Annotated in this window: 18 protein-coding genes; 9 read left to right on the forward strand and 9 right to left on the reverse strand. The window is 74.5% G+C overall.

Going from position 1 to position 21,750, the window contains the following annotated elements; all coding sequences use genetic code 11:
• The 6 genes from ACFUC1_RS11285 to ACFUC1_RS11310 form a co-directional block, all read right to left on the reverse strand.
• Positions 1-741 carry a hypothetical protein gene (locus ACFUC1_RS11285; RefSeq protein WP_379119705.1) on the reverse strand — a complete coding sequence of 247 codons (741 nt, stop codon included), beginning with the start codon at positions 739-741 and terminating at the stop codon, positions 1-3.
• Positions 738-2,339 (reverse strand): serine/threonine-protein kinase, encoded by a 1,602-nt coding sequence (locus tag ACFUC1_RS11290; RefSeq protein ID WP_379119707.1) that lies wholly within the window; start codon positions 2,337-2,339, stop codon positions 738-740. Before ACFUC1_RS11290 ends, ACFUC1_RS11285 begins: the two co-directional genes overlap by 4 nt.
• Entirely contained in the window at positions 2,336-4,015 is a 1,680-nt protein-coding gene (locus ACFUC1_RS11295; protein ID WP_379119709.1) for an FHA domain-containing protein, read from the reverse strand. Before ACFUC1_RS11295 ends, ACFUC1_RS11290 begins: the two co-directional genes overlap by 4 nt.
• Entirely contained in the window at positions 4,012-4,830 is an 819-nt protein-coding gene (locus tag ACFUC1_RS11300) for a PP2C family protein-serine/threonine phosphatase (protein WP_379119711.1), read from the reverse strand. Before ACFUC1_RS11300 ends, ACFUC1_RS11295 begins: the two co-directional genes overlap by 4 nt.
• Positions 4,827-5,300 carry a hypothetical protein gene (locus tag ACFUC1_RS11305; RefSeq protein ID WP_379119713.1) on the reverse strand — a complete coding sequence of 158 codons (474 nt, stop codon included), beginning with the start codon at positions 5,298-5,300 and terminating at the stop codon, positions 4,827-4,829. The genes ACFUC1_RS11300 and ACFUC1_RS11305 overlap by 4 nt, the downstream gene beginning before the upstream one ends.
• A 411-nt stretch (positions 5,301-5,711) precedes the next feature.
• On the reverse strand, positions 5,712-7,253 hold the full coding sequence (locus tag ACFUC1_RS11310; protein WP_379119715.1) for a CCA tRNA nucleotidyltransferase: 1,542 nt from the start codon (positions 7,251-7,253) through the stop codon (positions 5,712-5,714).
• A gap of 35 nt (positions 7,254-7,288) precedes the next feature.
• Between ACFUC1_RS11310 and ACFUC1_RS11315 the strand changes: the two genes are divergently transcribed.
• From ACFUC1_RS11315 to ACFUC1_RS11355, 9 genes are all read left to right on the forward strand, one after another.
• Positions 7,289-7,774: an NUDIX hydrolase gene (locus tag ACFUC1_RS11315; protein ID WP_379119717.1), complete on the forward strand. Its 486-nt coding sequence runs from the start codon at positions 7,289-7,291 to the stop codon at positions 7,772-7,774.
• Positions 7,774-9,969, forward strand: coding sequence for a DUF6049 family protein (locus ACFUC1_RS11320; protein ID WP_379119719.1), 2,196 nt, complete (start codon positions 7,774-7,776; stop codon positions 9,967-9,969). The genes ACFUC1_RS11315 and ACFUC1_RS11320 overlap by 1 nt, the downstream gene beginning before the upstream one ends.
• Entirely contained in the window at positions 9,966-11,588 is a 1,623-nt protein-coding gene (gene murJ / locus ACFUC1_RS11325) for a murein biosynthesis integral membrane protein MurJ (RefSeq protein ID WP_379119721.1), read from the forward strand. The genes ACFUC1_RS11320 and murJ overlap by 4 nt, the downstream gene beginning before the upstream one ends.
• Positions 11,589-11,666: 78 nt before the next feature.
• Positions 11,667-13,637, forward strand: a complete 1,971-nt coding sequence (locus tag ACFUC1_RS11330) for a hypothetical protein (protein WP_379119722.1) — start codon at positions 11,667-11,669, stop codon at positions 13,635-13,637.
• A gap of 21 nt (positions 13,638-13,658) precedes the next feature.
• Entirely contained in the window at positions 13,659-14,207 is a 549-nt protein-coding gene (sigM, locus tag ACFUC1_RS11335; protein WP_379119724.1) for an RNA polymerase sigma factor SigM, read from the forward strand.
• Positions 14,208-14,319: 112 nt separating this feature from the next.
• A complete protein-coding gene (locus ACFUC1_RS11340; protein WP_379119726.1) occupies positions 14,320-15,108 on the forward strand; it encodes a hypothetical protein in 789 nt (262 codons plus the stop codon).
• A gap of 123 nt (positions 15,109-15,231) precedes the next feature.
• Positions 15,232-16,269, forward strand: coding sequence for a thioredoxin-disulfide reductase (gene trxB / locus ACFUC1_RS11345; RefSeq protein WP_379119728.1), 1,038 nt, complete (start codon positions 15,232-15,234; stop codon positions 16,267-16,269).
• A gap of 83 nt (positions 16,270-16,352) precedes the next feature.
• Positions 16,353-16,679, forward strand: coding sequence for a thioredoxin (trxA, locus tag ACFUC1_RS11350; protein WP_310152078.1), 327 nt, complete (start codon positions 16,353-16,355; stop codon positions 16,677-16,679).
• A 303-nt stretch (positions 16,680-16,982) separates the two neighbouring features.
• Positions 16,983-18,158: an N-acetylmuramoyl-L-alanine amidase gene (locus ACFUC1_RS11355; RefSeq protein ID WP_379119730.1), complete on the forward strand. Its 1,176-nt coding sequence runs from the start codon at positions 16,983-16,985 to the stop codon at positions 18,156-18,158.
• A gap of 192 nt (positions 18,159-18,350) precedes the next feature.
• Here ACFUC1_RS11355 and ACFUC1_RS11360 read toward each other — a convergent pair whose 3' ends face one another.
• The 3 genes from ACFUC1_RS11360 to rsmG form a co-directional block, all read right to left on the reverse strand.
• Positions 18,351-19,490, reverse strand: a complete 1,140-nt coding sequence (locus tag ACFUC1_RS11360) for a ParB/RepB/Spo0J family partition protein (protein ID WP_379119732.1) — start codon at positions 19,488-19,490, stop codon at positions 18,351-18,353.
• A gap of 14 nt (positions 19,491-19,504) precedes the next feature.
• A complete protein-coding gene (locus tag ACFUC1_RS11365) occupies positions 19,505-20,566 on the reverse strand; it encodes a ParA family protein (RefSeq protein WP_379119734.1) in 1,062 nt (353 codons plus the stop codon).
• A 399-nt stretch (positions 20,567-20,965) separates the two neighbouring features.
• Positions 20,966-21,750, reverse strand: a 785-nt coding sequence (gene rsmG / locus ACFUC1_RS11370) for a 16S rRNA (guanine(527)-N(7))-methyltransferase RsmG (protein ID WP_379119735.1), incomplete at its 5' end; no start/stop codon positions are given.

Consider the following 21,750-nt stretch of genomic DNA (forward strand, 5'->3'; position numbering starts at 1 on the left):
CTACTTCCCCCCAGGTCCTTCACTGTCGATCGCGTCGAGGAGCACGAGGTCCGCCTCCGTCACCAGACGGGTCGACAGCGCGTGCTCGACGAGCCTGGACTTCCTGTTGCTCGCGAGCTTCCCCGGGCCCCCGTGCAGTCCACGAGTACCAGCATCCGCGAGCTTTTGACACACGTTGTCCAGTTTTCGGTTGAACTTCGTGACCTTCCAGCCCAGCCGCGCCGCCGCGTCCGCGGACGACGGGATCTGGCCGGTCCCGGCATACGACCGGCGCAGCAGGGGCTCTGCCAGCGCGACGATGAGCAGCTTCTGGTCGGGCGTGAAGGTCACCCGGCCCACCGTCGTCTCACCGGTGGCGGTGTCCTCCTCGAGCGCCTCGGTGCGGGTCGAGGTGAACGCGGGGCTGCCCACGACGATGTCGAGGTCGTACGTCGTGGGGCCGGCCGTGAACCAGACCGTGAAGCGCTCGAGCGCCAGCGGGATCCGCGCCCCGGGGTTGAGCCAGGCCTGGAACAGGCCCTTCTTGTCGGCGACGGTCGCGGTGAGGGTGGTGCCGACGTTGCTCAGCCACCACAGCCCGCCGTCGTGGACGACCTGCAGGAAGCTGCGGTGCAGGAACGGGTTGTCGTCGATCTCGACGTCGCCCGTGCGCCCGATCGTCAGCGGCGTGCCCGGCACGGCGACGAACTCCTCGCCGCAGAACTCGACCGTCACCGTGCCCGCGTCCACCGCCGCGCTCACCTGGCCACCGCGCAGACCGGGGTCGAGTAGTCCGAGCCCGCGCCGTTGCGGTTGGTCCTGACCTGGGCACACACCTGGGTTCCCGCCTTCGCTGCGATCGTCGTGGTCGCCGTGTCGAGGGGTCCGCGGTCCTGGGCCTGCGTCAGGGCCGAGGTGTCGGGTCCGGAACGGACGAAGAACCGGTCCTGCTTCTGCGGCGCCAGGTAGGTCCACGTGAGCCGCACGCCTCCTGCCACCCCGGTCGCCTCGACGCGCGGGGCGTCGGGGACGTCGAGGGCCACGTCGCCGGTCTGGCTGGCCGCCGTGGTCGGGGAGTCGGTCGCCCTGTCGTCGCCGCCTCGACCCCCGAAGAGGAACGAGAAGAGGGCGACGACCGCGACCGCGCCCACCGCGAGCGCCGCGAACGTCACCGCGGGGTTGCGCGTGGGGGCGGGCGCCGGCGCCTCGGGCGCGGCGACGGTGCTCGTGCCGAGCCGGTCGCGGCTGACCGTCCCCTCCGGGACGTCGCCGGGGACGGGCCTGCGCTCGTATGCCGCGTGCGTGCCCGGGGCGGTCGGGACGCCCTGGGCACCGGTGACGGCGTGCGTCCCGCCGACCGAGCGGGCCGGCCGGGGCGGGACCACCGGGACCTGCCCCTGCACCGCCCGGGGGGCGCGCACGCGGGTGCGGTCTCCGTCGCCACCCTCCGGGCCGCCGGTCTGGTCGGCGAGGGTGGTCTGGCCCTGCTCGTCGAGGACGACGATGGCCGACCGGGCGAACCGCTGCTCCTGCTCGATCTCCTGCAGGGAACGGGCGAACGCCAGCGCCGACTGCGGCCGGGCGTCGGGGTCCTTGGCCATCGCCTGGGCGAGCAGCCGCTCGAGCGAGGCCGGGACGTCCGCGCGGCCGGTCGGGGGAACGGGGCTGGTACGGATGCGGGGCATGAGCCCGTAGGCCGAGTTGTCGCCGCCGGGGACCTCGAACGGCGAGCGGCCGACGAGCAGCTGCCACAGCGTGGCGGCCAGCGAGTAGACGTCGGAGCGCACGTCGCCGCTGGACTGGCCGAACAGCACCTCCGGGGGCGCCCACGGCACGCTGACGCCCACGTCGTCGTCATCGTCCTCGGCCGCCCCGTGCCCGAGCTGGCCGGCGATGCCGAAATCGGTGAGGCCCGGCGCGCCGTACTGGCTGACCAGGACGTTGGCCGGCTTGATGTCACGGTGGGTGATGCCGGCCCGGTGCGCCGTCTCGACCGCGCTGGCCAGCTGGATGCCGGTCCGCAGCACCTCCTCGACCGACAGCCGCTCGCTGCGCGAGCGCATGGCGAGGTTCGGCGGCGGGTAGTACTTCATGACGAGGTACGGCCGGCCGTCGGTCGACGTTCCGGACCGGAACACCTGGACGATGTACGGGTGGTCGGCGAGCTGGGCCATGGTGTCCGCCTCGTCGCGGAACTGGCGGCGGATCGCGTCGGTGATCCCCTCGCCCTTGAGCACCTTCACCGCGACCCGCATCCGGGGCGCCTGCTGCTCGTAGAGGTACACGTCGGCATACCCGCCAGAGCCGATGCGCTCGCGGTAGACCAGGCCGTCCAGCTCGGGTGGCGCGGCACTGCTCACGCCCGCACCTCGTAGGTGAAGGTGACCTCGTCGGCCATGCCGACGACCGTGCCGGGCTCGATCACCTGGCTGTCGCTGGGGCGCAGCCGGACCGGCTGCTGCCCGGGCAGGGTGATCGTGGTGCCGTTGGTCGAGCCGAGGTCGCGGACCAGGACGTGCCACCCCTCGAGGACGACCTCGACGTGGTTGCGCGAGATGTCGTTCTCGGCGCTGACGACCCGCACGAGGTGCGGCCGGTCCGCGGCGGGCAGGTCGGCGTTGAGCTTCGGGGCCCGGCCGAGCAGGACGCCGCGGTCGAGGGTGACGACGTCACCACTGGACAGCCGGATGGTGCCGAGCGGCGGCCGCGGGGCCTGGAACGGCTGCTGGGGCGGGATCTCGCGGTCGCAGACCCGGCAGGTGACGGCGTGCGGCGGGCTCGGGTGGCCGGCCGGGCACAGCACCGCCAGCACGATCGGGCCGCGCGGGATCGACCCGGTGGCGGTGACGGGCAGGCTCGCCCGGTCGACCGTGGCCTCCTCGGGCTCGACGGCCTCCTCGGGCGCGACCGGCGCGGGGGCCGAGTCCCGCGGCGCGGACGCCGGGGGGACGGGTCCCACCACGGGCTCCGACGCCGACGGCAGGGGAGGCAGGGCACCCCAGCCGGTCGGTGCCGCCGGGGGCTGCTCGGCGGCGCGCACGGGGGCGTGTGGCTCGGGGGCGGCCGGCTCGGGGGCGACCGAGGGGTCGCGTTCGGGGGCGTACGGCTCCGGGGCGTACGGCTCCGGGGCGGCCGAGGCGTCGCGTTCGGGGGCCGACGTGGCGGGGCCCGACGCGGGCTCCGGCGGCGGGACGTTGCTGCCACCCCTGCGCCACGGGACCGACTCGATGAGGCCGCTGCCGCTGCCCCGGGAGCCGGCGGCAGCTGCCGGAGCGACGGGATCGGCCGCAGGCGTCGACCCGGACGTCCCCGGCACCGGCGCCGAGGCGGGGTCGGGCCGGCCCTGCTGGGTGTGCAGCGGGGGCGGCAGGGTGTGGTCGGAGGCCTCGTCGAGTCCGCCGGCCTCCTCCATCGGCGCCCGGCCGATGGGTGGCTCGGAGAGCGAGCCGGTGTCGTGGTCGCCCAGGAACGGCGGGGTGCCGGTCGAGCCCGGGGCTCCGAACAGGTAGTCGTAGCCGGGCACGTCCTGCACCTCGGGCTGGTCGCGGTCCGGCGCCTGCTGCTCGCGCGGCGGCCCGCCGCGGCGCAGCCGGGCCGGCAGCTGCCAGCCCTTGACCGCGCTAGGCCGCTCGAGCTCACCGTCGGGCAGGCCCTCGGGCTCGGGCTCGGGCAGCGGCTCACCGGAGTGCAGCACCACCTCGGTGGCACCCGCCGGGGCGTCCGTGTCGGTCCACGGGCCCCGCCCGGCACGGAACTCGAGGTCGCCGTCGGGGCCGGACACCACGGCATACGCGGTGCCGCGGGCGACGACACGCACGGGGTCGCCGTCGAGGACGGCCACGAAGTCGGGGGCCCGGCGCAGTCCCTCGGCGGAGAGGGCGTCGAGGACGTCGTCGAGGTCGCCGGTCCGGACCGACTCGGCGACGCGCTTGACCACGTCGTCGGACTCCCCGCCGCGCACGAGGGCGGACACGCCGCCAGCCGAGATGGCGGACCATCCCGGCTGGTCGGGGGCGCGGAACCGGACCTCGCTCATGCGGGTGACCCCGTCACCTCGCTGCGGGGAGCCGTGTCGGCGTCCGGGTCGTCGTCGCTGTCGTCGCGGCCGTCGAGGTCGACGACGACCACGGTCACGTTGTCGCGACCCCCGGCGTCGACCGCGGCCCGGACCAGGGCCTCGGCGGCGTCCTGCGGGTCCTCGTGGGTGGACAGCAGGTGGGAGATCTCGGCGTCGGAGAGCTCGCCGTTCAGTCCGTCGGAGCAGACGAGGAACCGCTCGCCCGGCTGCGGCGGGAACACCCAGAGGTCGACCGCCGGCATGGTGTCGGCGCCGAGCGAGCGGGTCACGACGTTGCGCAGCGGGTGCCGGGCGGCCTCGGCCTCGGTGATGAGGCCGGCGTCGACGAGCTCGCGCACCTCGGAGTGGTCGACGGTCACCGGCTCCATCCGGCCGTTCGCGAGCCGGTAGACGCGGGAGTCGCCGACGTTGAAGACCGCCCAGTGGCTCGAGCCACCCTGGGACACGACGGCCAGGCCCGCGGCGGTGGTCCCCATGCCCGTCTGGGCGGGGTTGCGCGCGACCGAACGCAGGATGCGGTCGTTGGCCTCGGTGAGCGCGCGCACGACGTCGTCGCGGACGACGACGGCGCGGGAGGTGACCTCCTGCACCGTGTCCACCGCGATCCGGCTGGCGACCTCGCCCGCGGCGTGGCCGCCCATGCCGTCGGCGACGAGGTAGAGGCCACCGGCCGCGAGGTGCGCGTCCTCGTTGTGGTCGCGGACGCGGCCGACGTCGGTGGCCGCGCCGACCCGCAGCGTCAGCCCGTGCACCGTCGTGGGGGTGGCCCTCACCGGGTCACCCGGACGGTCTGCATGAGCTCCTGGACGGTGGCGTACTCCGACTCGACCTCGGGGCCGCCCACCGAGCCGGTCACCTGGATGAGGTCGACGACCTGACCGCGCCGCGCTCCCGCGAACAGGTGCGCCTGCACGACGTCCCCCACCTTCTCGTCGGTCCACGAGACGTTGACGCCGACGAACGGGACCTCGGCGATCTCGACCTCGAACGGGTCGTCCATCTCGCCGTCGGGCCGCTCCTGCACGAAGGCCTTGAGCTCGGCCAGGGCCCGCCCGATGGTGAACTCCGCCGACCGGGTGAAGCCGCGGACGACGAGGTTGGGCGCGAACGCGCCGCCCTTCTCCGCCCGCCGTGCGGCGAGCAGGGTGCCCGGGACGCGCACCGGGGACCAGCCGTCCGGGATGTCGACGGTGACCGAGGGCGGGCCGGGGAACTGCTCGCTCGGGTACTTCAGGGTGGGCATCGGGACCTTTCGGGGGCCAGGCGGCAGCCGTCGCCGCACCGGCAAGGCTAGGTGGCGTGGGGAGCCCTGCCGATGGGGAGCACTCCCCATCGTCGGCACCCCGCCGCGTCACCCCGCCGGCACAGACGTGGGCAAGGCTCCCACACCGGGCGCGACACCGAAACCTCGCCCATTTCGGACGCTCCGGACCGCGCTCGCCCGCACCCGACCGCGCTCGACCGCACCGGATCACGCCGCACCACGAAGGACCGCGCCCCGCCCCCTGTGCCCGGAGGTCTGCTCGCAGACCCGCGTCCCACTGCGCAGAGAGCGGGTCCGAGCGCAGGCACACGCTCGTCTGTGCACAGACGAGCGTGCACGGGGCGTATGCCGGGCGGCACCAACCCGGCGCCGCCGACGGTCAGCGGCCGGTCACTCGCCCGCCGGACCGGCCTGGCCCCCGGCCTGGCCCCCGGGCTCGCCGCCCGACTCGGGCTGCTGCTCCCACCAGGCCCGCAGCTCGGCCTCGACGGCCTCCCGCCCGATGACCCCGCGGTCCAGCCGGACCTCGAGCAGGTGCTTGTACGCGCGCCCCAGCACCGGGCCGGGACGGATGCCCAGCACCTGGCCGATCTCGTTGCCGTCGAGCTCGGGGCGCACCGCAGCGAGCTCCTCCTGCTCCTGCAGCCGATCGATCCGGCGCTCGAGCTCGTCGTACGTGGTCGAGAGCCGCTGCGCCTTGCGGGCGTTGCGGGTCGTGGAGTCCGACCGGGTCAGCCGGTGCAGGCGCGGCAGCAGCGGCCCCGCGTCGGTGACGTAGCGACGCACGGCCGAGTCGGTCCACTGCCCGTCGCCGTACCCGTGGAAACGCAGGTGCAGCTCGGTCAGCCGGGCCACGGCCTTGACCGTCTCCTTGTCGAACCGCAGCGCCTTGAGCCGCTTGGCCGCCAGCTTGGCGCCGACGACCTCGTGGTGGTGGAACGACACCCCGCCGCCGGTCTCGAACCGCCGGGTCGCCGGCTTGCCGATGTCGTGCAGCAGCGCCGCCAGCCGCAGCACCAGGTCGGGGCCGGGCACGGACTCGGGCGGCCCGTCGGCCGGGCCCTCGAGCGCGATCGCCTGGTCCAGGACGGTGAGCGAGTGCTCGTACACGTCCTTGTGCCGGTGGTGCTCGTCGATCTCCAGCCGCAGGGCCGGCAGCTCGGGCAGCACGTGGTCGGCCAGCCCGGTGTCGACGAGCAGCCGCAGGCCGCCACGCGGGCGCGGCGCCAGCAGCAGCTTGGACAGCTCGTCGCGCACCCGCTCGGCCGAGACGATCCCGATCGAGCCGGCCATCTCGGTCATGGCCGCGCGCACCTCGGGCGCCACGTCGAAGCCGAGCTGCGCCACGAAGCGGCACGCGCGCATCATCCGCAGCGGGTCGTCGCCGAAGGACACCTCCGGCGGCCCGGGGGTGCGCAGGCGACGGGCGGCGAGGTCGGCCAGCCCGGCATACGGGTCGACGAACTCCATGGCCGGCAGCCGCAGCGCCATCGCGTTGACGGTGAAGTCGCGCCGGACCAGGTCGTCGGGGAGGTTGTCGCCGAAGGCGACGACGGGCTTGCGGGTGAGGCCGTCGTAGGCGTCGGCGCGGTACGTCGTCACCTCGACGGTCGTCGCGCCCCGCCGGGCGCCGATGGTGCCGAACTCGCGCCCGACGTCCCAGTGCGTGTCCGCCCACGGCTTGAGGACCGCGAGCGTCTCGTCCGGCGTGGCGCTCGTCGTGAAGTCGAGGTCGGGGCTGGTCCGGCCGAGGAAGGCGTCGCGGACGGGCCCGCCGACCAGGGCCAGCTCGTGCCCGGCTGCGGCGAACCGCTCGCCCAGCTCGGTCAGGAGCGGGACGACGGGTGCGAGGTGGGCGGTGGCGCGGCGCAGCAGCTCCAGCTGCGGCGCGGACCCGGCCGCGTGCGGCTCGCGGGGATCGGCGGAGGACACGGGGACCAAGCCTAGGCGCTCGTTAGAGTGGCGGGGTGACCTCCCCCGCGCCCGAACCGGACCGCCTGGCCCGCAGGCTGCCCGCGGTGGAGGAGCGCTCGGCCGGGGGGATCGTCGTCGACGTCCAGGACGGCGTCGCCCGGATCGCGGTCATCGCGCGGCGCAACCGGGCCGGGCGGATCGAGTGGTGCCTGCCCAAGGGGCACCGCGAGGACGGCGAGACGCTCGTCGAGGCCGCGGCCCGCGAGGTGGCCGAGGAGACCGGCATCGAGGGACGCGTGCTCACCGAGCTCGGCACCATCGACTACTGGTTCGCGACCGGCGAGCGCCGGGTGCACAAGTTCGTCCACCACTACCTGCTCGAGGCCACCGGCGGCGACCTCACCATCGAGAACGACCCCGACCACGAGGCCGTGGACGTCGCGTGGCTGCCGCTGCACGAGGCCCACGAGCACCTCACCTTCCCCAACGAGCGACGCATCGCCCGGCAGGCCTGGGCCCGCCTCTCCGGGGACGGCTGATGGTCGGCGGTCCCCGGCGCCGCGCGCTCGGCGCGGCGGCCCTCGTGCTGTCCGCCGTCACCCTCCTGCTCGGCCCCGGTGCGGCCGCCGGGTATGCCGCGGGCGCGCCCGCCGGGGCTCCTGCCGGTGTGGCAGGCGGCGCCTCCGCCCACCTGGTGGGCGAGCCCGCCGTCGCGGCCCAGCCGGGCACGGTGGCCGACCCGGGCGTGCCGGCGAGCGCCCCCACCGCCGACCCGGGGTCCACGGACCTCACCCTGACCTCGGTGAGCCCGGCCGTCGTCCAGCCCGGACAGGACCTCGTCGTCACCGGTTCGCTGCGCAACGGGACGAGCTCGCCCCTGCCCAGGCCGACGGTGCAGGTGGTCCTGGGGGACACGCCGGTCGAGCAGTCGCGCGAGCGCGTTCAGGAGTGGGCGAGCGCCACCGGGCCCGCCCGCGGCACCGTGGTGGGGCAGACCCGTCTCGGCGGGACCCTGGCCCCCGGCGCGAGCAGCGGCTTCCGGGTGGTGGTGAGCAAGCTCGCGTCCCGCGCCACCGGGTCCACCTACGGCGCCCTGCCGCTCAGCGTCGAGAGCGGCAGCGCGAGCGTGCGGACCTTCGCCGGGTACCAGCGCCTCAAGCAGTACCAGCCGCTGTCGGTCGCCTGGGCCGTGCCGCTGACCCTGGACCCCGACCCCGACCTGTTCGCGGCGGAGGGCCAGCCCCGCGAGGACGCCTGGCAGCGCGCGCTCGGTGACGGCTCGCGGCTGAGCCGGGTCCTCGACGCCACCCAGGACACGACGGTGACGTGGGCCGTCGACCCGACGCTGACCCCGAGCCTGCTGCAGGGCCAGCACGACGTCGCGACGGGCGCGGACGCGGCCGGCGAGCGCGCCCTCCGCTCCGCCACGGAGGGGCGCATCACCAGCGGCGCCCAGAGGCACTCCCCCTGGGTCCTGCCCGACACCGACGCCGACCTCGCCGCCGTGGTCGGGACCCCGTCCGGGGACTCGCTGATGCGCGGGTACGTCGCGCGCTCGGCCCCCGTGGCCCGGGCCCTCGGCGGTCGCTCCGACGTGGCGTGGCCGGTGGACGGGGCGTACACGACCAGCCGCGAGGGCGCCCTGCGACGCGTGTACCAGGGCCCGGCGCTGGCCGGACAGGTCATCTCGTCCTCCGTCCTCGGTGGGGACGCCACCACCAGCACCCCCGTGGCCGCGCAGCGCTCGGTGTCCGGGCTGCCCCTGCTCGCCTACGACGACGAGCTCAGCAGCCTGCTGGCCCGGACCCGGTCGCCGCAGGAGGGGGTGCTCAGCGCCCAGCAGTTCGTGGCCGACACCGCCGCGCTGCTCAACGAGCTGCCCGGGACCGAGAACCGGACCGTGCTCGTCGTGGCGCCACGCTCGTGGGGACCCGACCCGGCGACCGCCCGTGCCTTCTTCACGACCGCCGCCGCCATCCCGTGGCTCACCCCCACGACGACCGACGCCGAGCTCGCGCAGGCCCGGCACGCCACCCCCTCCCCTGCCGCCCCCGTGACCCGGCCCACCGAGCCGTTCCCGGGCGGACGACCCGTGCTGACGGCAGACCGGGTGGCGGCCCTGGAGCGCATCGTCCGCACCGTCCAGGGAGTGGCGACCATCAGGGACGACGGCGACCAGTTCGGTCGCACGTGGAGCAGGGCGGCCGAACAGCTCGCCTCGACCCGGTGGCGCGCCGCCCCCACGGCCTGGAGCACGCTCGAGGGGCGCGTGGACCGAGCCGCCGCGCAGACCACGTCGGCCGTCAAGGTCCTCGCAGGGACGATCAACTTCCTCGCCGAGTCCGGCCGCCTGCAGATCACCGTCACGAACGACCTCCCCGTGCCGGTGGACAACGTCAGGCTGGAGGTCGAGGCGTCGAACCCGCGCCTGCGCATCGACAGCCAGCCGCCGATCCTGCGGATCGGGCCGCGCAGCCGGGCCACCGTCAGCGTCGGTGTCACCGCCCTGGCCGCGGGTCCGGTCCCCCTGCGGACGACGCTCACCGCTCCCGACGGCACCGTGATCGGGCAGGGGGCCGAGGTCCAGGTCCGGGTCACCCCCACGGGAGACTGGGTCTACTGGGTCCTCGGCGGGCTCGCGGGACTCATCCTGCTGGCTGGGCTCGCGCGCACCTTCCTGCGCCGCCCCCGCCGACGCCCGACCAGCCCCACGACCCCCGAGGTTCCCCGATGACCGAGTCCAGCCTGGCCCGTTCCTCCGCCGTGATGGCGGGAGGCACCGTGGTCTCGCGCGCGCTGGGGTTCGTCCGGGCCACGATGCTGGCGGCCGTCATCGGCACGACCGGCCTGGCCGCCGACGCGTTCGACGTGGCCAACACGCTGCCCAACCTCTTCTTCCTGCTGCTCGCGGGGGGCGTCCTCAACGCCGTCCTCGTCCCGCAGATCACGAAGGCGGCCGCCCACGACGACGGCGGCCACGAGTTCGTCAACCGCCTGCTCACGATCTCGATCGCGCTCATCGCCGGTGGGACGGTCCTGGTGACCGCCGCGGCACCGCTGCTCGTGCGTGCCTTCGCCGACTTCACCGACGCCCGGGCGGTCGGGCTGGCAACCGCGTTCGCCTTCATCTGCCTGCCGCAGATGTTCTTCTACGGCCTGTACACCGTCCTCGGGCAGGTGCTCAACGCCCGCGCCCAGTTCGGGGCGTACATGTGGGCCCCCGCCCTGGCCAACGTCGTCATGATCGGCGGCCTGCTCGTCCTGCTCACCGGCTTCCCGACCCAGGTCGGCCCCGCCGGGTGGACCCCCGCCATGGTGTGGATCCTGGGTGGCACCACCACCCTGGGCATCGTCGCGCAGGCCCTGGTGCTCGTCGTCCCGCTGCGGCGGGGCGGTTTCCGGTTCACCCCGGTCTGGGGGTTCCGAGGCACCGGCCTCGGGTCCGCGTCGCGGGTGGCGCTGTGGACCTTCGCGGCCCTGGCCGTCAGCCAGCTCGGGTTCGTCGTCACCTCGCGGGTGCTCACCCGGGCCACCGGCCTGCTGGACAGGTCCCACCAGATCGGGGCCGGCAAGGCGACCTACAGCAACGCCTTCCTGCTGTTCATGCTGCCGCACTCGCTCATCACGCTGTCGCTGGTGACGGCACTGTTCACCCGCATGTCCACCGCGGCGAGCGCCGGCCGCACCGCCGAGGTGGTGGCCGACCTGGGCCGAGGCCTGCGACTGCCCGCGGTGCTGCTGGTCCCCGGCATGGTCGCCGCCGTGCTCTTCGGCGAGCCCCTCGTCCGGCTCCTCTTCTTCGGCAACTCGGCGGCCGCGACCCGGCCGGTCGCCCACGTCATGATCGCCATGATGGTCGGGATCCTGCCCTTCGGCTGGCTCTACCTCATCCAGCGCGTCTTCTACGCGTACGAGGACGCGCGGACCCCGTTCCTCCTCCAGCTCGTCGTCACGGGCATCGCCACCGCGGTCAACCTCTACGCGTTCACCGTCGACCCCCGCCAGGCCGGCGTCGTCGTCGGCATCGGCCAGACCCTCAGCAACCTCGTGGCCGCCCTCGTCGGGTTCGCCCTCCTGCGCCGCCGGCTCGGCGCCTTGGCCCTGCACCCCACGGTGCGGCTCTACGCCCGGCTCGCCGTCGCCTCCCTGGTGGCGGGCCTCGTCGCCTGGCCCCTCGACCGCCTCCTCGCAGCCGGGCTCCCCGACACGCACCTGACCGCCCTGCTGGAGGTGGTGGTGGGCGGCGGTGTCTTCCTCGTCCTGGCCCTGGTCCTGTCCCACCTCCTGCGCGTCGAGGAGGTCGGGCAGCTGTTCGACCCCGTGCTCCGGCGCCTGCGTCGGCGGTCGTCCTGACCTGCACGCCCTTAGGATGAGGGACCACCGCACGAGGAGACCGAGGGAGGCAGCGTGCACGGGGTAGGCCCTTCGACGGTGCTCGGTGACCGCTATGCCGTGCAGCGGCGCCTCGAGCAGATGGCCCGCGCAGAGCGGTGGTCCGCCCACGACACCACCCTCGACCGCGACGTCGTCATCGTCTGCTTCGCCGAGTACGAGTCGCACGCCGACGCGACGCTGGACGCGGCCCGGCGCGCCGCCGGCATCGACAACCCGCGGCTGGTCCGCGTCCTCGACGTGGGGCGGTCCGACGGGATCGCCTTCTTCGTCGAGGAGCTGCTGCACGACGCCCACACCCTCACCCAGCTGCTCTCGCAGGGCGGGCTGCCGGCAGAGGAGGCTCGCCGGGTCGCCGGCGAGGCCGCGAGCGGGCTGGAGGCCGCCCGCGCCCGGGGCCTGCACCACCTGCGCCTCACCCCGCACGCCGTGCTCCGCGGCCCCGACGGCACCGTCAAGGTGCGCGGGTTGGCCACCGCGGCCGCCATGGCCGAGGTCGAGGACGTCGAGCCCGACGTGGCCGCCCGCACCGATGCCGTGGGTGTCGTGGCGATCACGTATGCCGCGCTGACCAGCCGGTGGCCCCTGCCCGGCTCCGTGGCGGGGCTGGAGGCGGCGCCGCACGTGATCAGCGGGGTGCCGGCGCCGTCGGAGATCGCCGCCGGCGTCCCGGGAGACCTCGACGCCCTGTGCCGGCTCACCCTGAACGAGGACCAGGGGCCCCTGACCCCGGGCGACTTCGCGAGCCAGATCGCGCCCTGGGCCACGTCCCAGGTCGCCGGGGTCGCGACGCCGGCCCGCGAGGACGACTCGAACCCGACCGTGGCACTCCCGCTGGCCGACCTGCCCTGGGCCACGGACGCCACGGGTCAGCAGCCCTCACCCGCGTCGGCCGGTGCCGCCGGTGCCGACGCGCACGCGACGCAGGTCCTCCCGGCGCCGGGTGCGACGGGGCTGCACCCCGCCACCCCGGTCGACCACGCCGCCACGCCCACCGCGCCCCTGCGCTTCGAGCCGGCGGGTGCGCGCACCCCCGCGTCGGAGGCGGGCGACGAGGGTGCGGCAGGCCCGGCGCGTGGCGCGGCTGCCGCCGCGGGCGCCGCCGCCGCGGCGGGTGCCGTCGGCTCCGCGCTCGGAACCGCCGGGCAGGCCGCCGGACACGCGGCTGCGGAGGCCGCCCACAAGGTCGGCAGCTTCGCCCGGGCGGCGGCGGACAAGGCCGCTGAGCGCCGGGCCCAGCGCCAGGCCGCGCAGGAACGGGCCGACGAGCGCCGGATCAGTCTCGACGACGCCCTCGTCGAGACCGGCGAGCCCCTGGACCCGCCACTGCCCCTCCTGCCGCAGGAGCTGGCCGCACCGCCGACCCGCGACCAGTCCAAGCTCGCGCTGGCGATCATCGCCGCCTTCCTCGTCGTGGTCACCGCCCTGGCCGTCTGGGGGGTCTCCCGCATCGGCGAGAACACCAACCTCAGCCTGGGCAGCGGGTCGACGCCGCGGGGCACCGTCACCGTGACCGCCCCCCCGGCGACGGTCACCCCGGGTCAGGGGCCGACCACGACCGCCGGCGCCCAGGGCGGTGAGCCGTACCCGATCCTCGGCGCGACCGGCTACGACCCGGAGGGCGACAACGCCGAGCGCAACGGCGAGGCGCCGCGCGTCTACGACGGCAACCCCAGCACGTTCTGGAGCTCGGAGGGGTACGCCAGCGCCAACCTCGGCGGCCTGAAGAAGGGTGTCGGCGTCCGTCTCGACCTCGGCCAGGTGCGGGCGGTCCACTCCGTGCAGATCGTGCTGCCGGACCCCGCGGACGTCACCGTCTCCGTCGGGCCCGACCGCAACCGCGACACCGCCACCGACATCGGGACGACGTCCGGCAAGTCCGGCGCGATCACCCTGACGAAGGACGGCGCCCCCGTCCAGGGCCAGTACGTCTTCGTCTGGTTCACCAAGCTCTCGCAGGTCGCCGACGGCCGCTTCCGGGCGACGCTCGCCGAGGTCACCGTCCGCTGAGCCGGGCGGCACGGCACGGGCATGGGCGACACCTCGCTTCGGGAGCGCGACGACCGTGAGCTGATGCGCGCCCACGTCGAGGGCGACCCCGACGCGTTCGGGGAGCTGTTCCGCCGGCACCGCGACCGCATGTGGGCAGTCGCCCTGCGCACCACCGGCAACCGCGAGCTGGCCGCCGACTGCGTGCAGGACGCGTTCGTCTCCGCCTTCCGGCGGGCCGACTCCTACCGCGGCGACGCAGCGGTCACCACCTGGCTGCACCGCATCGTCGTCAACGCGTGCCTGGACCGCCTGCGCCGCGACCGGCCCACCAGCGAGCTGCCCGAGCGTGAGCTCGCCGACCGGCACGACGACCCCGGCTCCGTCGAGACCCGGCTGGACGTGCGCGAAGCCCTCGACCAGCTGCCCGAGGGCCAGCGGCTCGCGCTCGTCCTCGTCGACATGCACGGTCTGTCCGTGGTGGAGGCCGCCGCGGTCCTCGGCGTCGCCGAGGGCACGGTCAAGTCGCGGTGCAGCCGCGGCCGCGAGGCGATGGCCAGGCTCCTGCGGGAACCTTCGGGGCAGTCGTGACGTCCTACCCATGTCGCCTCCGCAGCGCGGCCGCCCGTCGCCCGGGTGGTCCCCCGGCACCGTGCGGCGACGTCCGCAGCCCCTTCCCGTTCCCGATCCGGAGGTCGTCGTGGTGAGCACCCCGCCCGTGCCGCCCGACCCCGACGACCTCGACGAGGACCCGACCGGCATCCGGGCGCTGCTCGGCTCCCTGCCCGACCCCGGCCCCATGCCCGACGACCTCGTCGCGCGGATCCAGGCCTCGCTGACCGCCGAGCAGGCGGCGCGGCGCGGGCACGACGGGGCCACGGGTGCGTCCGTGGTGCCCCTCTCCCCCCGGCGCCGGTGGAGGTGGAAGCAGCTCGGCGTCGCCGCAGCGGCCGTCGCCGCGGTGGCCGTGGGCCTCCCCGCGCTGGCGGGCGGGGGCCTCAGCGGCGTGACGGCGCTGCTCGCCGGTGACTCCTCCTCGGGCTCGTCCGCGGGCAGCGCCGCCAGCACCGCCCTGTCGTCCCCGGCCCTCACCCCGCCCTCCGACGGCGCGACGAGCCCCGGCATCGCCGTCGGCGAACGTGCCCCGGGGGCGACCGGGCCGGTCACGCTCGTGGGCACCGGCACGGCATACACCGCCGCCACGCTGGTCTCCCAGGTCCGGGCCAGCCGTGAGAGCGGCACCTCGCCCGGCAAGGGCGTGCCCTCCGGCGCAGCGGGCCCCGCGGAGAGCCAGGAGGGGCTGCGCGCCTGCCTGACCACGCTCGGCGTGGAGGCCTGGATGCCGGTCTGGGCCGACGTCGCGAGCTACGAGGGGCGCGAGGCCGTCGTCGCCGTGGTCAGCAGCGACACCGGGCAGCAGGTGTATGCCGTGGGCCCGGAGTGCGACCGCACCCACCCCGCGCGCCTGGCCGGGCCCGTGCCGCTCCCCTGAGCACCCGGCGCGCCGCGGGCCTCCCGGCGGTCCGTGGAACACAAAGGCCCTACGATCGGTTGACGTACTCGACACCGCATGTAGCGGTGCTCCCACTTCTCGACCACAAGGGGCTGTAGCCGCGTGAGCACCACCGCACCTGCCGACATCCGCAGTCTGATCATCATCGGGTCCGGCCCGGCGGGGTACACGGCGGCCGTCTACGCCGCGCGTGCGAACCTGCGTCCGGTGCTCTTCGAGGGCGCGGTCACCGCCGGTGGCGCCCTGATGAACACCACCGAGGTGGAGAACTTCCCCGGCTTCCGCGACGGCATCATGGGCCCCGAGCTCATGGAGAACATGCGCGCCCAGGCCGAGCGCTTCGGTGCCGAGATCGTCACCGACGACGTCGAGTCTGTCTCGCTCGAGGGCGACGTCAAGGTCGTCACCGACGCCGAGGGCACCACCTGGCGCGCCCACGCCGTCATCCTCGCGATGGGGTCGGCCTACCGCGAGCTCGGGCTGCCGGACGAGAAGCGCCTGTCCGGCCACGGCGTCTCGTGGTGCGCCACCTGTGACGGGTTCTTCTTCCCCGACCAGGACATCGCGGTGGTGGGCGGCGGCGACTCTGCCGTCGAGGAGGCCACCTTCCTCACCAAGTTCGCCCGCTCGGTGACGATCGTGCACCGCCGCGACGAGCTGCGGGCCAGCAAGATCATGGCCCAGCGCGCCCTGGACAACCCGAAGATCCGGTTCGCCTGGAACTCCGAGGTCGCCGAGATCCACGGCGACGCCAAGCTCACCGGCGTCACGCTGCGCGACACCGTCACCGGCGAGACCCGCGAGCTCGCGGTCACCGGCCTGTTCGTCGCCATCGGGCACGACCCGCGCAACGAGCTGCTCACCGGCACCACGGACACCGAGAAGGTGGCGCTGGACGACGAGGGGTACGTGCTCGTCGAGGGCCGGACCACGCGCACGAACCTCACCGGTGTCTTCGCGGCGGGCGACCTCGTCGACCACACCTACCGCCAGGCGATCACCGCGGCTGGCTCGGGCTGTGCGGCCGCCCTCGACGCCGAGAAGTACCTCGCCGAGCACCACGAGGCCGGCTCCCCGGCGCAGTCCGAGGCGCTCATCGAGCAGGAGCACCCCGAGCAGAGCCCCGTCGGCGTCCGCTGACCGGCACACCGTTGTCACCGCGGCCTGCGACGCTGGCCGCAACCCCCGAACCCCGCCAAAGCACCACCGAAAGGAGCCCCCGAGTGGGAGCCATCAAGGACACCACGGACGCCACCTTCGAGGCCGACGTCCTCAAGAACGACAAGCCGGTCCTGGTGGACTTCTGGGCACCGTGGTGCGGCCCGTGCCGCGCCGTCGCCCCGATCCTCGAGGAGCTGGCCGAGCAGCACAAGGACAAGATCGAGGTGGTCAAGCTCAACACCGACGAGAACGTCCAGGTGAGCAGCCGCTACGGCATCACCGGCATCCCGACGCTCAACGTCTACGTGGGCGGCGAGGTCGTCAAGACCCTCGTGGGCGCCCTGCCCAAGCCCAAGCTGGTCCGCGAGCTCGCCGACTACCTGGGCTGATCCGCCTCGCGGCACCTCCGGGTGCCGCCGGCGCCGGTGCACGACGACGTATGCCGGCCGCGTCCCCCATCGGGACCGGCCGGCATCGTCGTGCCCGGGCCCTCGGGGGCCGGGGCCAAGAAGCAGTTGAGGTTGGTGCCACGCCCGCACCTGACCTAGGCTCGGACGTCACCACCACGCCGGTGGTCCGTCGCCATGCGCCCCTGACCTGCACAGATGCAGGCGAGGCACCTCGGCGGGCCGCGCCCGCACCGCGCGAACCCGTCCCCGTCCACCCGTCCCCACCCGCCACACGGAGGTCTCGTGTCCGACAGCAAGCAGGGTCTGCTGGGCCTCGGCAGCTCCGGCCCCGCCGTGGCCGACGTCCGGGCGCGGCTGGCCGCCCTCTCCCCCGCCCACCTGCCCGAGGGAGTGGCCCCCGCCGGCCCCGGGGGTGACGAGGTGTTCGACGAGGGCCTGCAGCGTGCGGTCCGTGCGTTCCAGCAGCACAAGGGGCTCATCGTCGACGGGGTCGTGGGCGTCGAGACCTTCACGGCGCTCGACGGTGCCCGGTGGAACCTCGGCGACCGCATCCTCGTGCACACCCCCGGCCACCTCATGCGCGGCGACGACGTGACCGCCCTGCAGGAGCGGCTCAACACCCTGGGCTTCTCCGCGGGCCGGGTGGACGGCCGCTTCGGCCCCGACACCGAGCGTGCGGTGCGGGCCTTCCAGCGCGCCTACGGCTTGCCCGACGACGGTTCCGTCGGGCCGGCGACGCTGCGGGCCTTCCAGGACCTGCGCCGGTCGGTGTCCGGCGGCTCCGCGACGGTGCTGCGCGAGCGGGAGCGGGTGCGCCGGTCCGGCCACAACCTGAGTGGGCGCACGGTGGTCCTCGACCCGGGCCACGGCGGCGAGAGCACCGGTGCCACGGGCAACGGCCTCGTCGAGTCGGAGATCGTCATGGACCTCGCCCGGCGGATCGAGGGGCGCCTCACCGCGATCGGAGTGTCCGTCGTCTTCACCCGCACCGAGCACACGGACCCGACCGAGGAGGAGCGCGCCGCCATCGCCAACGCGGCCGGCGCCGACGTGGTGCTGTCGCTGCACTGCGACTCGCACGAGGCCGAGGACGCCAGCGGTGTCGCCACCTTCTTCTTCGGGCGCGACCGCAAGACCGCCTGGTCGGCCGTCGGGGAGCAGCTCGCCGACCTGGTCCTGCGCGAGGTCGTCGCCCGCACCGGTCTGCCCAACTGCCGATCGCACGGTCGTTCGTGGACCCTGCTGACGCACACGACGATGCCCGCGGTCCGGGTCGAGGCCGGCTACCTGTCGCACCCCCAGGATGCCCGGCGGCTGGCCGACCCCGCCTTCCGCGACGTCCTGGCCGAGGCGGTCCTGGTCAGCCTGCAGCGGCTGTACCTCGGCGACGACGACACCGCGACCACCGGCGTCCTGCGCCTCGGCGACCTGCGCGCCTACCTCGCCGCGCACGGCTGAGCGCCCCCACCGCTGAGCGCCCCCACCGCTGAGCGTCCCCACGGCTCACCGGACCGGCGCTGGTCGCTTCCCTCCCCACACACCGAAGCCCGAATCCCCTTGCCCAGCAAGGGAATTCGGGCTTCGTGGCGCGTCCGCACAGGGACCCGGGCCGGGGCTGGTCCGCTGCAAGCGGGAGCGCAGGTCCGGGTGTCAGCCCTTCGGGTCCAGACCCAACAGGTCGACGATCCGGTTGAGGTCCTCCACCGAGGCGAACTCCACGGTCAGCTTGCCCTTGCGCTGTCCGAGGGCGATGGCGACCCGGGTGTCGAAGCGGTCTGAGAGGCGAGCCGCCAGGTCGTCCAGCTGGGGGTGCCGGCTGCCGGCGCGGGGCCGACGCGGCTTGGTCTTGTCGCCGAGGTCGCCCCCGAGGGCGACGATCTCCTCGACGCTGCGCACGCTCAGGCCCTCGGCCACGATGCGCTGGGCCAGGCGTTCCATCGCGGCGCCGTCCTCGAGCGAGAGCAGAGCACGCGCGTGGCCGGCGGACAGCACCCCGGCGGCGACCCGGCGCGCCACCATGGGCGGGAGCTTCAGCAGCCGCAGCGTGTTGGAGATCTGGGGACGCGAGCGGCCGATGCGGCCGGCGAGCTCGTCGTGGGTGCAGCCGAAGTCCTCGAGCAGCTGGCTGTAGGCGGCCGCCTCCTCCAGCGGGTTGAGCTGGCTGCGGTGCAGGTTCTCCAGCAGCGCGTCGCGCAGGAGGTCGTCGTCCTCGGTCTCCTTGACGATCGCCGGGACCGTCTCCTTGCCCGCCTCGCGGGACGCGCGCCACCGGCGCTCACCCATGATGAGCTCGTACCGCACACCGTCGGGGACGTCGCCGTCCCGGTCGGCCGAGATCGGCCGCACGACGACCGGCTGGAGCACGCCGATCTCACGGATGGAGTGGACGAGCTCGGCCATGTCGTCCTCGTCGAACACCGAACGCGGCTGGCGCGGGTTCGGGCGGATCTCGTCGAGCGGGATCTCGCCGTAGGAGGCGCCCGGCACCGGAGCCAGGCCTGCGTCCCCCGTTGTCCCCTCGAGGGCGGCGGTCTCCTCGGGCGACGCGCTGCCGACCTGGGCCGACCCGGCACCCGTCCCCAGTCCGGTGCCTCCGTCCTGCCGGGCTGCGGGCGAGCCCACCTGGTCGGCTGCGTCCACGCCGCCGGACTCCGCGGCGACGTCACCGTCGGTGGCCGCAGGGCGCTGGTCGGGGAAGAACACGTCGACCGGGCGGCTGGTCGCGTTCGCGGGGGCGTTGGGGATCAGGGCGCCCAGGCCTCGCCCGAGCGCACGGCGCTTCTCACTCATCGGCTGGTTCTCTCTCAGTTCTGCGCGGGGGCGCTGGTGGTCGGGGCGGCTCCGCGGTCGGCGAGCTCGGCTGCCGCCCCGAGGTAGGACAGGGCGCCGCTGGAGTTGGGGTCGTATGTCATCACGGTCTGCCCGTGGCTGGGCGCCTCGGAGATCCGGACGCTGCGCGGGACCGTGTTGCGCAGCACCTGGTCCGGGAAGTGGGCGCGCACCTCTTCCGCGACCTGCGCCGACAGTCGCGTCCGGCCGTCGTACATCGTGAGCAGGATGGTCGACACGTGCAGGGTCGGGTTGAGGTGGCTGCGGATCAGCTCGATGTTCTTCAGCAGCTGGGACAGCCCCTCGAGCGCGTAGTACTCGCACTGGATCGGGATGAAGACCTCGTGCGCCGCGACGAACGCATTGACCGTGAGGAGGCCCAGACTCGGTGGGCAGTCGATGAGGACGTAGTCCGGGACAGCCTGCCCGGCCGCAGTGGTGTGCTCGAGGTAGGCGGTGATCGCCTTCTGCAGCCTCGTCTCCCGGGCGACGAGCGAGACGAGCTCGATCTCGGCGCCGGCGAGGTCGATCGTGGCCGGGGCGCACCACAGGCCGGGGATGTCGGGGCACTCCTGCACGACCTCGGCGATGGGGGTCCCCTCGACCAGCACGTCGTAGATGCTGATGACCTCGGAGTGGTGGTCGATGCCGAGCGCGGTGCTCGCGTTGCCCTGCGGGTCGATGTCGATGACGAGAACCGTCAGGCCGGCCTGCGCCAACGCCGCCGCGATGTTGACCGTGGTCGTCGTCTTGCCGACGCCACCCTTCTGGTTGGCCACCGTCAGCACGCGGGTCGCGGCCGGCTTGGGAAAGACCCGGCCGGTCAGGGCAATGCGCTTGCGGGCGTCCTCGGCGACGGCGAGAGCGAGGGGGGTGTCGGCGTCGACCTTGGGGAGCGACGACGCCAGCTCGTCCCGCTCGTCCGTTTCACGTGAAACAGAGACCGCCGCCAAGGCGTGGGCCGCTGCCTCGGCATCACCGAGCGCCGGAGTTGCGGCACTCCTGCCCACCGTCGTCGCACCGGGGGTGTCGTCCACCGCATCGGAGGACGACTCGCTCTCCGAGCCGGGGGCTCGGGCGCCCGGTCCCGACGCCGGTGCGCCTCCGCTTGTTTCACGTGAAACGGAAGCGTCCACCGATCTGCCGTCCACGCCGGGCCATCCCAGTGCGGTGGTCGGGCGGCCCGCCAGCGATGGCCAGCCCAACCCACGGTCGAGGTGTCGTACCGCCGCGCTCACACTGTCTCCTTGCTGGCCATGGACATCATCCAACCCTATGCCGCCGACGCCGGTCGGACCGGGAGGCAGGTCCGTTCCCCGACCCCCTGACGCCCCGGTCGTCGACCATGCCCGGCCACCCCGGGTCGGCGACCCTGCCCGGGTGGACGGGCGCGCACCTGACCACCTCATGGTGCGGGTCCTCCCCGTTGCTCGCCGTCACGCGGAGCGACGGCGGGACTTCGTGCGTCCCCGCGACGACCCACTGGACGCCGGGGGCCTGACGGTGGCGCGGACCACCACGGTGGCCGGGTCGAGCAGACCCGAACCGTACGTCTCGATGACAGCCTCGGTCATGCCCAGGCGTCGCAGCACCGGCTCCTGCGCGGCGAGCTCGTCGGCGGCCGACGAGCCCTTGAGGGCCACGAGCTCTCCGCCTGGGGCGAGCAGGGGGAAGGTCCACCGTGCGAGCTTGTCGATCCGGGCCACGGCGCGCGCCGTCGCATACGGCACGTGCAGCTGGCCGTGGAGCTCCTCGGCACGGGCGCGGACGACGGTCACGTTGTCCAGGCCGAGCGTGCGCACCGTGTCCTCGAGCCAGGTCGTGCGCCGCAGCAGCGGCTCGACGAGGTGGAGCCGGAGGTCGGGCCGCGCGATCGCCAGGGCGAGCCCCGGCAGTCCGGCGCCGGAACCCACGTCGGCGATGCGCGCACCGTGGGGGAACGCCTCGTGCACCACGGCGCAGTTGAGGATGTGCCGCTCCCAGAGGATGGGGACCTCGCGAGGCCCGATCAACCCGTGTGAGACACCCGTGTCGGCGAGGACGTCGGCGAAGCGGGCCGCCACGGCCAGCCGGTCGCCGAACACCGTCGCCGCAGCGGCGGGCGGGTCAGGAGCCGGCTGGCGTTCGGGACCGGCTGCGGACCCCGGGGCGGTCGAGGCGGCGACGGGTTCGGTGCCGTCGTGGCGGGACGAGGCGGGCGCGGCACCGGGGATCCCGGTAC

Source organism: Pedococcus sp. NPDC057267 (assembly GCF_042668795.1).
In the GTDB taxonomy this organism is placed as follows: domain Bacteria; phylum Actinomycetota; class Actinomycetes; order Actinomycetales; family Dermatophilaceae; genus Pedococcus.

Bases quoted from the DNA above. Each gene is read 5' to 3' on its own strand.
- ACFUC1_RS11295 (WP_379119709.1), bottom strand. From the start codon at position 4,015: ATGAGCGAGGTCCGGTTCCGCGCCCCCGACCAGCCGGGATGGTCCGCC.
- ACFUC1_RS11305 (WP_379119713.1), bottom strand. From the start codon at position 5,300: ATGCCCACCCTGAAGTACCCGAGCGAGCAGTTCCCCGGCCCGCCCTCG.
- ACFUC1_RS11320 (WP_379119719.1), top strand. From the start codon at position 7,774: ATGGTCGGCGGTCCCCGGCGCCGCGCGCTCGGCGCGGCGGCCCTCGTG.
- murJ (WP_379119721.1), top strand. From the start codon at position 9,966: ATGACCGAGTCCAGCCTGGCCCGTTCCTCCGCCGTGATGGCGGGAGGC.
- sigM (WP_379119724.1), top strand. From the start codon at position 13,659: ATGGGCGACACCTCGCTTCGGGAGCGCGACGACCGTGAGCTGATGCGC.
- ACFUC1_RS11360 (WP_379119732.1), bottom strand. From the start codon at position 19,490: ATGAGTGAGAAGCGCCGTGCGCTCGGGCGAGGCCTGGGCGCCCTGATC.